This window comes from Streptosporangium carneum (assembly GCF_027922005.1).
In the GTDB taxonomy this organism is placed as follows: domain Bacteria; phylum Actinomycetota; class Actinomycetes; order Streptosporangiales; family Streptosporangiaceae; genus Streptosporangium; species Streptosporangium carneum.
The window spans coordinates 176,292-190,548 of sequence record NZ_BSEV01000013.1; the positions used below are offsets into that span (position 1 = coordinate 176,292).

The window sequence follows — 14,257 nt, forward strand, 5'->3', positions numbered from 1 at the left end:
TGGTCAAGAACCGGTATGGAGATGCTCTCTTGGCGTCAGAGTGTCAGCATCCGATCGCTGTGGGTGGTCATGCTTGATGGCATGAGGGCCTATTCGTTGAACGACGTTCACGCGACCCGGAAACGAAAAGACTCCTGGTGGACTGTCTTCCTGGTCGACCCGGTGGCGTGCAGGCTGACGCTTCTCGTCGCGAACCACACCGACGTCACGCCGAACGGGCTCACCCGTCTGTCGCTGCTCCTCGGACTGGGGTCGGCGGCCTGTTTCGCGCTGGGGCAGCTCGTGGCGGGGGCCGCGCTGTTCTACGTGAGCTTCATGGTCGACTGCATGGACGGGAAGATCGCCCGTCTCAAGGGGACGGGGACCGCGTTCGGGCTCTGGCTGGACTACGTGGGAGACCGCATCCGGGTGGTCTGCTGCGCGGCGGGCCTGGCGTTCGGCCAGTACGCGGCGACGCAGGACGTCTCGTACGTCCTGCTCGGCGCCGGGGTCGCGGTGCTCGACCTGTTCCGCTACGTGAACGCGCCGCAGATGAGGCGCGTCAGGGAGACGGTCAGGGAGAACCGGGCCGAGCGCCCGCCGAAGGACCGCACCGGGGCGTACCGGCCGCCGAGACCTCCGAGTCTGCGACGCAGGATAGGGCGCCTCCTCGCCAACCACCGGGTGCGAAGTCACCTGATCAGCGGAATCGAGTTCCACGCCGCCGTCTTCGTGGTCGGCCCCCTGATCGGGACGGTGGCGCTTGTGCCCCTCTCGACCGTGGCGGGGGTGCTGCTCCTGCTGAACGAAATCTTTCTGATCTACCGGATGTGGCGGTTCGCCCGGCTCTCGCCGGCCGTGCCGCGCCAGGAAAACGCGCAGCGCGTACCTGTTTGATCATCTTTTACGGGGGTTCGTTGTCATGCAGTCCGACCGTCCGATCTTCGTGATCGGCTGTCCGCGTTCAGGCACCACCATGTTGCAGCTCATGCTGCACTCCCACCCGCGCATCGCGGTGCCGCCGGAGACGCGCTTCGTCGTGCCCGGCTACTACCGCAGGTTCGTCTTCGGCGACCTGCGGGAGCAGGGGAACCGGCGCAGGCTGGGCCGGTGGATCGTCAGCGACAAGGACACCAAGTTCAAGGAGCTCAGACTCGACGGGGAGAAGCTGGTCGAGGACATCGTCGCCGGTCCGCCCACGCTGGGCTCGGCGATGGGCATCGCCTTCCGCTCCTACGCCGAGCAGTACAGCAAGTGCCGCTGGGGCGACAAGCGGCCGAGCTACTTCCACCACGTGGACCTGCTGCTGCGGCTCTTCCCCGACGCGCAGTTCGTCCACCTGATCAGGGACGGCAGGGACTGCGTCGCGTCGCTGAAGGAGATGCCCTGGTACACCAAGGACGTCTTCCACGCGGTGACCAACTGGGCCGAGGCGATCGACTACGGCCGCAGGCACGCGAAGAACCTCCCCGCCGACAGCTACTACGAGCTGCGCTACGAGGACCTCACGGCCTACCCGGAGACCGAGCTGAGCAAGCTCTGCGACTTCCTCGGCGAGGACTACGACCCGGCGATGAGCGAGCCGTACCACGTCGCCCGGATGGCGATCCCGCAGCACAAGGTCTGGCACAGCAACACCCACGGCGACGTGACGACCGCCAGGTCGGGTTCGTGGAAGTCCAGGCTGGAGCCGTGGGAGATCTCGGTCTGCGAGACCGTGCTGGCCGAGCGGCTGACGGCCAACGGCTACGAGCTGAGCGGCGCGCCGAAGGCCGACAAGGCCCACGTCGAGGCGTGCGCCAGGGCCGCCTCGAAGCGGCGCTGGGCACGCAGGCGCAAGGAGCTCCGTGACCGCGTCAACCGGTTCCGTGAGCCGGGCCCGGTGGCCGCGCAGCTCACCACCCGGCAGCTGGGCGAGCTGGCGAAGGTCTGAGAATGCAGTCGGATCGACCGATCTTCGTCGTGGGCTGTCCCCGGTCGGGGACGACGCTGCTGCAGCTCATGCTGCACTCCCACCCCCGCATCGCGATTCCCCCGGAGACCCGCTTCATGGTCGCCGCCTACCAGCGACGGCTGCACTTCGGCGATCTGAACGATCCGGCCCGCAGACGCGAGCTGGCCGAATGGGTGGTCAACCGTAAGCAGTCGCGCTTTCACGAGCTGCGTCTCGACGGTGAGGAGGCGATCAGGCAGATCGTCGAGGGGCCGCCGACGCTCGGCTCGGCGCTGGGCATCGTGCTGCGTCTCTACGCGACCCAGCACGGCAAACCGCGCTGGGGGGACAAGCGGCCCTCCTACTTCCAGAACATCGACGTGCTGCTGCGGCTCTTCCCCGACGCCCAGTTCGTCCACCTGATCAGGGACGGCAGGGACTGCGTCGCGTCGCTGAAGGAGATGCCCTGGTACAGCGGGAGCGTCTACAGCGCGGTCGCCGCCTGGGCCGAGGCGATCGACTTCGCCAGGCACGGCGCGCCCAAGCTCCCCGAGGGCAGTTACCACGAGCTGCGCTACGAGGACCTGACGACGGACCCCGAGGCCCACCTGCGCAGGCTGTGCGACTTCCTCGGGGAGGACTTCGCCCCGGTCATGTGCGAGCCGAAGCGGATCGCGGGCGTCGCCGTGCCCGAGCACAAGACCTGGCACAGCAACACCCACGGCGACGTGACGACCGCCAGGTCGGGCTCGTGGAAGTCCAGGCTGGACCCCTGGGAGACCTCGCTGTGCGAGAGCGTCCTCGGCGACCGGCTCGAGACGTACGGCTACGAGCTGAGCGGCGCGCCGAAGACCGAGACCTCACGGATGGTCGCCTACGAGCGGACCGCGGCCAAGCGCAAGCTGGCCAGGGTGAAGAAGATGGCGTTCGACCGGTTGATGCGGCTGCGCGAGCCGAACCCGCTGGGCGCCCGGCTCACCTCGGGCCAGCTCGTGCTGGCCGGGGTCCCCCTGCCGCGCAACGAACCGGCCAAGGTCAACGGGTGACCTGTCCGGCCGGGGACGCGGCGCGAGCCGGAACCGGCTGACGGACGACCCGCCCGGTCCGGGGGGTGCGCCGCGCCGGAGACGGTCGGTGAAGGGGCCGCCCGGTCCGAAGCGTGCGCCGGGCCGGAGACGGTCAGACGGTCAGTGAACGGCCGCCGGGCCCGAAGCGTGCGCCGCGGCGGAGACGGTCAGCGGAGCACCTGCTCGAACAGGGCCTCCCAGCGGTCCAGGACCCGTTCCAGCCGGAACGCCTCGACGTGGACGCGGGCGGCGGCCCCCAGCCGCCGCCGCTCCCGCTCCGAGGCCATCAGCCGGGCCAGCGCGATCCCGAGGGCGGTCACGTCGGCCGGGGGCGCGAGCAGCCCGGTCCTGCCGTCGACGACCAGCGACCGCACCCCGCCGGAGACGTCGAACGCCACCGAGGGCACCCCGTGGGACGCGGCCTCGCCGAGCACCAGCGGCAGCCCCTCGTGCTCGCTGGACAGCGCCAGCACCGACCCCTCCAGGTACTCGCGGCCCATCTCCGCGGCGCGCACCGCGCCGCGGAAGACCACCCGGTCCGCCACCCCGCACGCCCGCGCGTGCGCCCTGAGCCTGTCCAGCTCGGCGCCCTCGCCGATCAGGTGCAGCTCCCAGTCGTCGGTCGCGGCGTCGGCGTTCCCCGTGACCTCCACGTCCCGCACGCCGTCCACGCCGTCCACGCCGTCCACGCGGCCGTTCACGGGGCCGGGCGTTCGCAGGGCGCGGCGGGCGTCGGCGAAGGCCGAGATCAGCCGGTCGAACCGTTTGACGCCCTCAAGCCTGCCGACCCCGAGCACCCGGTGCCCCGCCAGCGCGGCGGTCCGCGACGGCCACGCGGGCAGCGGGTTCGGGATCGCCCAGGTGTTGGGGAGCAGCGCGTGCTCGGAGAACAGCCACGCGTCCTCCTCGCTGAGGAACACCGCCTTCTCCAGCTCGCCGTAGTGGCGGCGGACCGAGCCGAGGTGCCACGATCCCCGCGCGTGCTCGTACGACCCGTGGTACTGGCCGACGGGCAGCAGCCGTTCGGGAAGCAGGTCCGCCAGCCGGGAGACCACGCCCGGCGAGGCGAGCACCGCGAAGCCGGGCCCCAGGGCCCGCAGCAGCCCGCGCAGCCTGAGGCGTTCCCCGCGTGTGCCCAGCCAGGAGACCCGGCCCGGCGGCGCGCGGTGGATCACGTGACGCCGGTAGCCGGGCCGCTCCACGTAGCGGAACGGATGCTCGGCGCGGTGCAGGCCGAGGACGTGGACGTCGTGCCCCCGCTCGGCCAGGCCCTGCGCCACGGTGTGGGTGACCCGCTGGATCCCCCCGAGGGTGTCGGCGTCCATGCAGGCGAACAGGACGGAACCGGGACCGCCGCTCACGGCGGCCGTCCCGGCAGGGAGGTCGTGACCGGCCGCCGTCCGGCGGGAAGGCCCGCCGCGGGCCCGAAGAAGGCGTCGACCACCCTCGCGGCGGCGTGCCCTCTCTCGTCCGCGCACCACATCCGGCGGAAGTCCGCGTACTTGGCGGCGTACCTGGCGGTGAACGCCGCGGCCCCGCCGCCGAGGTCGCGCAGCGCCTGGATCAGCTCCTCGGTCCCGGTGACGCAGGGGCCGGGGGCGATCGCGGGCAGGTCGTGGTTGACGCCTCGCTCGACGCGCCGGTACTCCTCCCAGTCGTCGATCAGGAAGATCATCGGCCTGCCGGTCACCGCGTAGTCGCACATCAGCGACGAGTAGTCGGTCAGCAGCGCGTCCGAGGCCAGCATCAGGTCGTTGACCTCGGGATACGACCCGGCGGGGCGGACGAAGTGGCGCAGGTGCTCCGGCACCGTGTAGCGCTCGACCGGGTGGGTGCGCAGGATCACCACCCAGTCGTCGGCGAGCGCCTCGGCCATCCTGGCCAGGTCGGCCCTGACCGACCGCCCCGAGAACTTGGCCCGGTCCCGATAGGTGGGCGCGTACAGCAGCACCCTGCGGTCCCGCGGGATCTCCAACAGGTCCCTGGCCCGCCGCGCGGCCTCGTCGTCGCCGTGGACGAGCACGTCGCACCGGGGCGAGCCGTACCGCAGGACCGGTCCCTCGTACCCGTTGGACGAGACGAAGATCCGCTCGAACTCGGCGCTGGGCATGACGAGCGCGTCCCACCGGGCGACGGCGGCCCGCCAGCGCGCCCTGGGCTCGGCGAAGTCGGCGCGCAGGTCGGGGGCGTCGAAGCCGACCGTCTTGACGCCCTGGCCGTGCCAGGTCTGCAGGTAGCGGGTCCCCGCGGGCTTGGGGTAGGCCAGCGGCAGACCGTGGCTGTCCACCCAGTAGCCCGCCCTGGCCATGGTCCACAGGTAGCGCCAGCTCATCCGCCGCACCAACCTGGCGTTCCCGGGGAAGTTCCGCCGGTTCCCGGCCACCGACCAGACCATGTCGAGGGGCGCGCGCCGCCGCCTGAGCTCCTCGTAGACGTAGCGCGGGTTCCCGGTGTATCCGGCGCCCACGTCGGCCTCGAACAGCACCAGGTCCTCGCGGGGCGGGACGATCCTCACCAGCCCCCGGTAGACGCGGAGCTTCAGGGCGGACCCGCTCAGCCGCCGCACCAGCTCGGCGCGTGCCCCGCGCAGCCAGGGGGCCGCCCGCCGCAGCAGGCCCTCGCGCCGCCACCGCACCCGCAGGAACGCCGCCTGCCCCTCGGGACCGAGCGTGACCTCGTGGCAGGGGACGGGAACCTTGACGGGCTCGGCCGCCGGATCGACGAGCACCCGGTCCGAGGTGACCCGCCCGTCGGCGCGGACGATCGAGACCTTCGGGTCGTAGTAGCTGTCGCGGCCGAAGCGCCCCTGCCCCAGCGCGGCGAGGTCGACGGACACCTCGCTCAGGTGGCTGCCGTCGCCGAGCCCGCGCGGCGTCAGCTCCACGCGCTCCCTGCCGAACTGGGCGAACGCGCTCCAGCCGGGGTTGGCGGTCAGCACTCCGAACGGGTCGTAGGTCCTGATCGTCAGCCTGACCCGCGGGCCCTCGCGGCGGAAGGCCGCCTCGTGGCGCAGCCGGGCCGCGCTGTAGGGCAGCTCGGCCATCCTGAGCGAGGTGATCTCCAGTCCCTCCGCCGGGGTCGTGCCCCAGTAGGTCCGCCCTCCCTCCCGTACGGCGAAGCGCGGCGCGGCCTTCGGCCCGTTCAGCGACCGGGCGGCGACCACGAGCTCGTCGGCCTGTCCCCCGAGGACGAACCGGCAGCAGACCCGGACGACCGGGTCGACGTCCTCGAACGCCGCCCGGTCCAGTTCCGCGAGGTAGGGGCGGACCAGTGCGATGAACTCCTCGGCCCACACCCGGTCGCGGGAGGGCAGCGGGTTGAGGTAGACCCGCAGGTCCTGGCGGACGAACCGGCGCTGCCGCTCCGGCACCAGCCCCGCGAGGCCGTTGTCGCGCAGGATGCCGTCGCTCAGCCTGGCCGCCCTGATCCGCTGCCTGACGTTGTCGAGCTCCCTGACGCTCAACGAGATCGACAGCCGTGAGTCGGCCTCCTCGGACGCCCGGTGCCAGAGGTAGACGACCCACGGGACCACGGCGAACCGCCGCGCCGCGCAGTAGAGCTCGGTGGTGAAGACGTGGTCCTCGTAGAGCAGGTCCTCCCTGAACGGCAGCCGCCTGAGCGTCTCGGTCCGGTAGAGCTTGTTGGTGCTGAAGGAGTCGAGGAACATCTCGGGCTCCTCGGCGATCCCCTCGACGGTCCTGCGGCGGGCGAACAGGCCGGGGTAGTAGCGCTGGGTCCTGCCGTTCCACTCGTACAGGCGGGATATCTGCCCGGTGACGAAGTCGGCGCCGGTCCGTTCCAGCTCCAGGAGCATGCTCTTGCAGGCGTGCCGGGTGAGCTCGTCGTCGCTGTCGAGGAACATCACGTACGGCGCGCGGGCCGCCGCGACCCCGTCGTTCCTCGGCGCCCCGCAGCCGCCGCTGTTGGCGTCCCTGCGCAGGTAGCGGACCCGTCGGTCCTGCCGCGCGAGCCCGCGCGCGACCCGTTCCGTGCCGTCGGTGCTGCCGTCGTCAGAGATGATCACTTCGATGTTCCGCAACGACTGGCCGAGCACGGACCGTACTGCCCTGGGCAGGCGGGCGGCGTCGTTGTAGGCGATGACGACCACGCTGCAGTCCGGCGGATTGATCACATTATGCGGTGTTCCCTGGGTTCAGGTATGCATTGTCCGCTTTATTGATCTCTGTATGGGGTTTTACTGCTTTCTGGCCCGGCAAGACACGCGGCCCGGGCGTTTCGTCCCGCCGTTCCCTCCCGCTCCTTCGGGTCGCCGTTCCCTCCCGGGCCTCCGGCGTCGGCACGGACGTCGCCGGCACGGACGCGGTCGCCGACACGCAGGTCTCGCCGACGCGGGTGTCCCCGTTCAACGGCGTGCGGGTGTCCCCGTTCAGCGGCGCGAGGACGTCCCCGTTCGGCGGCGTGCGGACACTCCCCGGCGGCGACGCAGGGCGCGGCGGACGAGCCATCCCGCCAGGACGACGCCGGCGAGGGCGGCCGCCAGCGGGGCGGCGCGTTTGAGGAGGGGGATTCCCGCGATCTCCAGGAGGTCGAGGGCCTCCTCGTCCGGGGTCAGAGAGGTGCGGGCGGTGCCCGCGGGATGGGTGTCGCGACCGAGGGACTCCTCGGCCGTCGCGGTCTCACGGGTCGAGGGCACGGCGGTGAGGTGGCGGCGCGACGCCTCCTGCTCGGAGAGCCTGTCACCGCCGTCCAGGGTCACGCCCGCGGGGCGGCCCCTGACCTCGGAGGCCGCCACCCCCTCGGAACCCGCCAGCCCTCCGGCGCCCGTGAGCTCCTCGGTGCCCGCCGGTCCGCCGGTTCCCGTCGGTCCGTTCGCGTCCGCCGGTCCCCTGACGCCCGCTGGTCCGCCGGTTTCCGCTGGTTCCTCCAGGTCCGCCGGTCGTTCCCGGCCCCCGGAAGGCTCAGGGGCCCGCGTCTCCCGCGCCGCCGCGCCCTCCGCCGCGGCCTGCTGGGGGACCGGTGAGGGAGCGGCCCCCTCCGTTTCCCCGGTTCCCGACGCTCCGGCCGCCGTGCTCCCGGCCTGCTCTCTTCGGCCTTCCAGCAGCGCGGACAGGTTCGCGGCGAACCTGTCGATCAGCTTCGCGCCGACCTCGGCCATCACTCCTCTGCCGAACTGGGCCGGACGTCCTGTCACGGTGAAGGCGGTCTCGACGGTCACCCGGGTGCCGGAGTCGCCGGGCCCCTCGGGGCGCAGCCGCGCGACGACCGCGGCGGAGGCCGTTCCCGGGCCGCGCGACTCCTTGCCCGACGCCCTGATGGTCAGGGTCCTGGCCTCCGCGTCCACGTCCTCGAACGTGGCCTTTCCCCGGTAGACGAGCGTGATGGGCCCGACCTTCACCTTCATCCGCCCGGTCATGTGGTCGTCCTCGACCTTCTCCAGCGCGGCTCCCGGCAGGCAGGGGGCGACCCGCTCGACGTCGAGCAGCGCGGACCACGCCCGCTCGACCGGCACCGGAACCGTGAACTCGTGTTCGAACCGCATCGCCATCGATCCGCTCCTTGTCGATCCACCGCTCGCGCGGCGTCACCTCAGCCTCCGGCGGCCCTGACCGCCCGGTAGGTCAGCACCCGGGCCAGGTGACGGCGGTATTCGGGGCCGCCGTGCAGGTCGGTCGGGGGCACGCTCCCCTCGTCCGCGCGGTCGCAGGCCTCCCTGATCCGGTCGGGCGCGCCGTTCGACCCGGAGGGCGCGAAGTCGGCGCCGCGCAGCGCGGCCTCGACCGCGTGCGCCCGCACCGGCGTCGGGCCCATGTTGGTCAGCGCGATCCGCGCCTCCTCGACGGTCCCTCCGCCCCCCTCGCCCAGCCGTACGGCCGCCGCCACGCCCACGGTCGCCCAGGACTGCGCGGTCCGGTGGAACTTCTCGTAGTGGAAACCCCAGCCGGGGCCGAGCTTCGGCACCCGGACGCCGACCAGGATCTCCCCGGGTTCGAGGGCGGGCTCCAGGTAGTCGACGAAGAACTCGGAGGCCGGGATCTCCCGCTCGCCGTCGACGGACCTGACGACGAACACGCAGTCCAGCGCCAGGGCGACGGCGGGCAGGTCCCCGGCGGGGTCGGCGTGGGCCAGCGAGCCGCCGAACGTGCCGCGGTGCCGTACGGCGGGGTCCGCCACGGTCGCGGTGGCCAGCGCGACCAGCGGGATCAGCTCCCTGACCACGCTGGAGCGCATCACCTCGTCGTGGGTGGTGAGCGCGCCGACGAACACGTGGTCGCCCCTGTCCTCGACGCCGCGCGGCTCGGGCAGCCGCCCGATGTCCACCAGCGCGGACGGGTAGGCGAGCCGCAGGCGCAGCAGCGGCAGCAGCGACTGGCCGCCCGCCAGCACCTTGACGTCGTCGCCCGCCTCCTCCGCGTCGCCGAGCGCGCGGCAGGCCTCCTCGAGGGAGGCGGGCCTGATGTAGTCGAAAGGCGCGGAGATCATCGGAGGCCTCCCTCTGAGGTGGGCGCGGACCCGGCGGCGGACGCCTCCGGCGGTCCGCCTGTCCCCGCGGGGCCGGTCGACCGGGCCTCGGCGATCGTCCGCCAGACCCGCTCCGGCGTGCACGGCATCCGCACGTCGTGCACGCCGTACGGGCGCAGCGCGTCCACGATCGCGTTGACGACGGCCGGGGTCGAGGCGATCGTGCCCGCCTCGCCGACGCCCTTGACGCCGAGCGGGTTGCTGGTCGCGGGGGTCTCGGTCCTGTCGGTGGTGAACTCGGGCAGGTCGGCCGCGGACGGGATCAGGTAGTCCGACATCGTCGTGGTCAGCAGGTTGCCCTCCGAGTCGTGTATCGCCTCCTCGAACAGGGCCTGCCCGATGCCCTGCGCGATGCCGCCGTGCACCTGGCCCTCGACGATCAGCGGGTTCACCACCGAGCCCACGTCGTCGACGGCGACGTACGACCTGATCCTGGACGCGCCGGTCTCGGTGTCCACCTCGACCGCGCACAGGTGGGTGCCGTGCGGGAAGGAGAAGTTGTCCGGGTCGAAGGTCGACTCGGCGTCCAGGCTGGGCTCGAAGCCGTCGGGCAGGTCGTGCGCGGCGAAGGCGGCCAGCGCAAGCTCCTGGATGGTGCGTCCCTGCGCGGTCCCGCGCACCTTGAACGAGCCGTCGCTGAACTCGATGTCGTCGGCTGAGGCCTCCAGCATGTGGGCGGCCAGCTCCCTGGCCCTGTCCTTCACCTTCTCGCAGGCGGACAGCACGGCGACGCCGCCCACGACCAGCGAGCGGGAGCCGTAGGTGTCCATGCCCTTGTGCGAGATCGCCGTGTCGCCGTGCAGCACCGTGACGTCCTCGAACGGCACGCCCAGCGCGTCGGCCGTGATCTGGCTCCACGCCGTCTCGTGCCCCTGGCCGTGCGGGCTCGTGCCGGTGACCACCTCGACCTTGCCGGTCGGCAGCATCCGGACCGTGGCGTGCTCCCAGCCGCCCGCGCCGTAGCTGAGCGAGCCCAGCACGCGCGAGGGCGCGAGGCCGCACATCTCGGTGTAGGTCGACACGCCGACGCCGAGCTGGACCGGGTCGCGCCTGGCCCGCCGCTCCGCCTGCTCCGCCCTGAGCGCGTCGTAGCCGAACAGCGCGAGCGCCCTGTCCGTCGCGGCCTCGTAGTTGCCCGAGTCGTAGGTCAGGCCGCAGACCGTGGTGTACGGGAACTCCTCATGGGTGATCCAGTTGCGGCGCCGTACCTCGACGGGGTCCAGGCCCAGCTCGGCGGCGAGCTCGTCGACGGCCCGCTCGATGGCGAAGGTGGCCTCGGGACGCCCCGCGCCCCGGTAGGCGTCCGTCGGCATCTTGGTCGTGAAGACGCCCGTGCAGGTGAAGTCGTAGGCGTCCATCTTGTAGATGCCGCTGTACATGAACGCCCCGAGCAGTGGGATGCCCGGCGTGACCAGCATCAGGTAGGCGCCCATGTCGGCCAGCAGCTCCACCTTGACGCCCCTGACGCGCCCGTCCCGCTCGGCGGCGATCCGGATGCGCTGGAGCTGGTCACGGCCGTGGTGCACGGTCAGGTTGCCCTCCGAGCGGGACTCGGTCCACTTCACCGGCTTGCCGAGCCTGCGCGTCAGCAGGAGCGCGAGCACCTCCTCGGCGGTGACCTGGAGCTTGGAGCCGAAGCCGCCGCCCACGTCGGGGGCGATCACCCGCAGCCTGTGCTCGGGGATGCCGGTGGTCATGGCCAGCATCACGCGCAGCACGTGCGGGATCTGCGTCGAGGAGTGCAGGGTGAAGGTCTCGCCGTCGGTCGCGGCCACGACCGCTCTGGGCTCCATCGCGGTCGGGATCAGCCGCTGCTGGACGTACTCGCGCTCGATCACCACGGGCGCGTCGCGGAACGCCGCGTCGATGTCGCCCTGGGCGAACTTCCAGGTGAAGGCGCGGTTGCCCGACTCGTGGACCCTGGGGGCGCCCTCGGCGAGCGCCTCGGTCATGTCGACGACAGCCTCCAGCGGCTCGTAGTCGACCTCGATGGCCTCCAGGGCGTCGGCCGCCCGGTGACGGTCGGTCGCGACCACGCAGGCCACCGCCTCGCCGGCGTAGCGGACCTCGTTCACCGCCATCGGCGGGTGGTCGGGGATGAGGATGTCCTCGGTGACGGGCCAGGCGCACGGCAGGCTGCCCTGCTCGTCGGCGAAGTCCTGGCCGCTGTGGACGGCGACCACGCCGGGCCTGGCCCGCGCGGCGGAGGTGTCGATCCGGGTGATCCTGGCGTGCGCCATCGGGCTGCGCAGGAACGCCACGTACAGCATGCCGGGAAGCTGGATGTTGTCGGTCCACGTGGTCCGGCCCGTGACCAGCCGGGCGTCCTCCTTGCGCCTGCGGGCCCTGCCGACCTCGTGCGCGTCGGAGGGACGGCCGAGCTGGTCGCTCTCCGCGATCCGTTCGGCGACCAGGCCCGCGTCGAGTTGCTCGGTCATGACGCCGGGGCCTCCTGCCGTGTCTCCGGCCGCGTCTCCCGTGGTGCTTCCTGGCGCGCCATCTCCCTGGCGCCGCGTTGTACGGCCCTGACGATGTTGGAGTATCCCGTGCACCGGCACAGGTTGCCCTCGAGTCCCCGGCGCACCGCCTCCTCCGAGGGGTCGGGATCGTCCTTGAGCAGGTCGATCGCGGCCATGATCATGCCGGGGGTGCAGTATCCGCACTGCAGCGCGTGCTCTGCGTGGAAGGCCTCCTGCATGGGGTGCCACTCCTGCCCCCGCGCCAGACCCTCGATCGTGACGACCTCGCTCCCGTCCGCCTGGACGGCGAGCACGGAACAGCTCTTGGCGCTTCTGCCGTCGAGCGTCACGGTGCAGGCGCCGCAGTTGCCGGTGTCGCAGCCGATGGGGGTCCCGGTCTTGCCGAGCCGGTCTCGCAGCAGGTGGACGAGGAGGAGGCGCGGCTCGACCTCTTCCTCGTAGGTGACTCCGTCCACGCTGACGGTGATTCGAGGCATACGTCCTCCCGGTGCACCCGTGACAGCTCAAGAGAGATGAGCTGACAGAAGTGAACGTACGCCCCTGTCCTGCCCGGTCAAGGCCCCGTTCAAGCTCGACGCCCACTCCTCGCCCGTCTCTTGCCCACCGCCTTGCCCGCCGCCGCGTTCACCGCCCTGCCCGTCGCCGTGCCCGCCCTCCCTCAGCCACCCTCCCGCCTTCCCTCAGCCGCCCTCCCGTTCGCGGCCCGGCCGCCTCGCCGCGCGCCCTCCGCCGGGCTCAGGCCAGGGGGAGGTCGTCCTCGTGGACGTCCTGACGGCGCGGACCCAGGATGCGGCGGTCGGCCTCGTCGATCCGGACGTCGTTGATGCTCGCCTCACGCCGTCGCATCAGCCCGTCGTCGGCGAACTCCCACAGCTCGTTGCCGTAGCTGCGCCACCACTGACCGTCCGCGTCGTGCCATTCGTACTGGAACCGTACGGCGATGCGGTTCCCGTCGAACGCCCACAGGTTCTTGCGGAGCGCGTAGTCCTGCTCCCTGGCCCACTTGCGGGCGAGAAACTCCTTGATCTCCTCGCGTCCGGTGAGGAACTCCTCCCGGTTGCGCCAGACCGAGTCCGGTGTGTAGGCGAGGGAGACCCGTTCGGGATCCCGCGTGTTCCAGGCGTCCTCGGCGGCCCGGACCTTGGCCCTGGCCGTCTCCTCGGTGAAGTTCACGATCCCTCCAGAGATATCGCCTGCACCGGGCAGGCCCGCGCGGCCTCCTCGACGGCGTCGGCCAGCGCGTCGTCGGGTTCCGCGACGTAGACCAGCCGGTCGTCGTCGTCAAGCTCGAACACCTCGGGCGCGGCGAACACGCACTGCGCGTGCACCTGACACAGCGCCCGATCAACGACCACCTTCATCTCGCCCCTCACCTCATTCCCTCCCCGCCGGTCCGCGACCCCCGGTCGCGGGCTTCCCCGTTCCGCCCGGTCACGTGATCCGCACCGATCCCGTGACCGGCGGGTTGAACCGGGAGTACCTGTCGAACCTCCAGCGGAGCGGGCTCGCCCCCCGGACGTGGACGGCCCGGTCGACCTCGAACTCCACGAGACGCTGCGCACCGGGGACGTCGCCCGGATCCCAGTCGACCCGCGCCCGTCCCGACAGGTGCAGCGCGTCGCCGTTCTCCCAGTCCAGGAAGAGCAGGCCGCAGGAGTCGTCCAGTTCCAGGTTCCCGAGCGTCATGTACATGGAGTTGCCGACGTAGTCGGGCCAGACCAGCCGTCGCTCGTCGAGCACCCGCACGAACCCCGGGTTGCCGCCCCGGTGCGACAGGTCGGCGCCGAGCCCGGGGGCGCGGGTGGCGACGAAGAAGGTGTCCGCGCCCCCGATCCACGCCCGCTGGCCGCCGGTGAGCGTCTCCGTGGTCGACACCTCGCCGGGCGGGCCCCCGGACTCCCCGGAGAGGTCGCGTGTCTGGATGTACTTCGGGCAGTTCGCGTACGTCTGCTCGGTGCGCACGACCAGCCGCCCGTCCGTCCTCAGCACCGTGCCGTTGACGCGCATCCTGCGCCTGCTGCCGAACTCGATCGCGAGCATCCCGATCTCACCCTCCTCCAGCCCGGCCAGCGGATCACCGTCGCCCGGCACCGCCCCGATCACGAGCGTCCGCTCGTCCGCGGCCTCGGCGAACCCCTCGTCCCCGGTCAGGAAGGTCGCCCACAGTCGCCCGTCCCGGTCGTCGGCCCCGATCACCAGCATCCGCTGCCGCCTCAGGAACTCGGCGGCGACCGCGGGGACCTCCGCCTTCGCCCCCGCGGAGCCCAGCTTCTCCGCGTGCACCCCCGCGCGTCTCTGCACGGCGACCTCTCCCATAT

At 72.0% G+C, this 14,257-nt stretch carries 12 protein-coding genes; 3 read left to right on the plus strand and 9 right to left on the minus strand.

What is annotated here, in order from left to right; all coding sequences use genetic code 11:
• Nucleotides 1-81: 81 nt before the first annotated feature.
• The 3 genes from PKF00_RS26130 to PKF00_RS26140 are packed head-to-tail and all read left to right on the plus strand — an operon-like array spanning nucleotide 82 to nucleotide 2,958.
• Nucleotides 82-876 (plus strand): CDP-alcohol phosphatidyltransferase family protein, encoded by a 795-nt coding sequence (locus PKF00_RS26130; RefSeq protein WP_271220277.1) that lies wholly within the window; start codon nucleotides 82-84, stop codon nucleotides 874-876.
• Nucleotides 877-901: 25 nt separating this feature from the next.
• Nucleotides 902-1,912 carry a sulfotransferase family protein gene (locus PKF00_RS26135; RefSeq protein WP_271220278.1) on the plus strand — a complete coding sequence of 337 codons (1,011 nt, stop codon included), beginning with the start codon at nucleotides 902-904 and terminating at the stop codon, nucleotides 1,910-1,912.
• Nucleotides 1,913-1,914: 2 nt separating this feature from the next.
• Nucleotides 1,915-2,958 (plus strand): sulfotransferase family protein, encoded by a 1,044-nt coding sequence (locus PKF00_RS26140; protein ID WP_271220279.1) that lies wholly within the window; start codon nucleotides 1,915-1,917, stop codon nucleotides 2,956-2,958.
• 188 nt (nucleotides 2,959-3,146) lie between these two features.
• Here the strand turns inward: PKF00_RS26140 and PKF00_RS26145 are convergent, their stop codons facing one another.
• The 9 genes from PKF00_RS26145 to PKF00_RS26185 form a co-directional block, all read right to left on the minus strand.
• Nucleotides 3,147-4,340 (minus strand): glycosyltransferase, encoded by a 1,194-nt coding sequence (locus tag PKF00_RS26145; RefSeq protein WP_271220280.1) that lies wholly within the window; start codon nucleotides 4,338-4,340, stop codon nucleotides 3,147-3,149.
• Nucleotides 4,337-7,111 carry a bifunctional glycosyltransferase/CDP-glycerol:glycerophosphate glycerophosphotransferase gene (locus PKF00_RS26150; protein WP_271220281.1) on the minus strand — a complete coding sequence of 925 codons (2,775 nt, stop codon included), beginning with the start codon at nucleotides 7,109-7,111 and terminating at the stop codon, nucleotides 4,337-4,339. Before PKF00_RS26150 ends, PKF00_RS26145 begins: the two co-directional genes overlap by 4 nt.
• 255 nt (nucleotides 7,112-7,366) lie before the next feature.
• Nucleotides 7,367-8,485, minus strand: a complete 1,119-nt coding sequence (locus PKF00_RS26155; protein WP_271220282.1) for an SRPBCC family protein — start codon at nucleotides 8,483-8,485, stop codon at nucleotides 7,367-7,369.
• Nucleotides 8,486-8,526: 41 nt separating this feature from the next.
• The gene (locus PKF00_RS26160; RefSeq protein WP_271220283.1) at nucleotides 8,527-9,420 is read right to left on the minus strand and encodes an FAD binding domain-containing protein; all 894 of its coding nucleotides are present in this window, start codon (nucleotides 9,418-9,420) and stop codon (nucleotides 8,527-8,529) included.
• Nucleotides 9,417-11,897, minus strand: coding sequence for a xanthine dehydrogenase family protein molybdopterin-binding subunit (locus tag PKF00_RS26165; RefSeq protein WP_271220284.1), 2,481 nt, complete (start codon nucleotides 11,895-11,897; stop codon nucleotides 9,417-9,419). Before PKF00_RS26165 ends, PKF00_RS26160 begins: the two co-directional genes overlap by 4 nt.
• Nucleotides 11,894-12,415, minus strand: a complete 522-nt coding sequence (locus PKF00_RS26170) for a (2Fe-2S)-binding protein (RefSeq protein WP_271220285.1) — start codon at nucleotides 12,413-12,415, stop codon at nucleotides 11,894-11,896. Before PKF00_RS26170 ends, PKF00_RS26165 begins: the two co-directional genes overlap by 4 nt.
• Nucleotides 12,416-12,674: 259 nt before the next feature.
• Entirely contained in the window at nucleotides 12,675-13,112 is a 438-nt protein-coding gene (locus PKF00_RS26175) for a nuclear transport factor 2 family protein (RefSeq protein ID WP_271220286.1), read from the minus strand.
• Nucleotides 13,109-13,300, minus strand: a complete 192-nt coding sequence (locus PKF00_RS26180) for a ferredoxin (RefSeq protein ID WP_271220287.1) — start codon at nucleotides 13,298-13,300, stop codon at nucleotides 13,109-13,111. The genes PKF00_RS26175 and PKF00_RS26180 overlap by 4 nt, the downstream gene beginning before the upstream one ends.
• Before the next feature lie 70 nt (nucleotides 13,301-13,370).
• Nucleotides 13,371-14,255 carry a pyridoxamine 5'-phosphate oxidase family protein gene (locus tag PKF00_RS26185; protein WP_271220288.1) on the minus strand — a complete coding sequence of 295 codons (885 nt, stop codon included), beginning with the start codon at nucleotides 14,253-14,255 and terminating at the stop codon, nucleotides 13,371-13,373.
• Nucleotides 14,256-14,257 lie beyond the last annotated feature (2 nt).

Excerpts from the sequence above, each read along its gene's own strand:
- PKF00_RS26130 (WP_271220277.1), top strand. The coding sequence starts at position 82 with ATGAGGGCCTATTCGTTGAACGACGTTCACGCGACCCGGAAACGAAAA.
- PKF00_RS26135 (WP_271220278.1), top strand. The coding sequence starts at position 902 with ATGCAGTCCGACCGTCCGATCTTCGTGATCGGCTGTCCGCGTTCAGGC.
- PKF00_RS26140 (WP_271220279.1), top strand. The coding sequence starts at position 1,915 with ATGCAGTCGGATCGACCGATCTTCGTCGTGGGCTGTCCCCGGTCGGGG.
- PKF00_RS26155 (WP_271220282.1), bottom strand. The coding sequence starts at position 8,485 with ATGGCGATGCGGTTCGAACACGAGTTCACGGTTCCGGTGCCGGTCGAG.
- PKF00_RS26160 (WP_271220283.1), bottom strand. The coding sequence starts at position 9,420 with ATGATCTCCGCGCCTTTCGACTACATCAGGCCCGCCTCCCTCGAGGAG.
- PKF00_RS26165 (WP_271220284.1), bottom strand. The coding sequence starts at position 11,897 with ATGACCGAGCAACTCGACGCGGGCCTGGTCGCCGAACGGATCGCGGAG.
- PKF00_RS26170 (WP_271220285.1), bottom strand. The coding sequence starts at position 12,415 with ATGCCTCGAATCACCGTCAGCGTGGACGGAGTCACCTACGAGGAAGAG.
- PKF00_RS26180 (WP_271220287.1), bottom strand. The coding sequence starts at position 13,300 with ATGAAGGTGGTCGTTGATCGGGCGCTGTGTCAGGTGCACGCGCAGTGC.
- PKF00_RS26185 (WP_271220288.1), bottom strand. The coding sequence starts at position 14,255 with ATGGGAGAGGTCGCCGTGCAGAGACGCGCGGGGGTGCACGCGGAGAAG.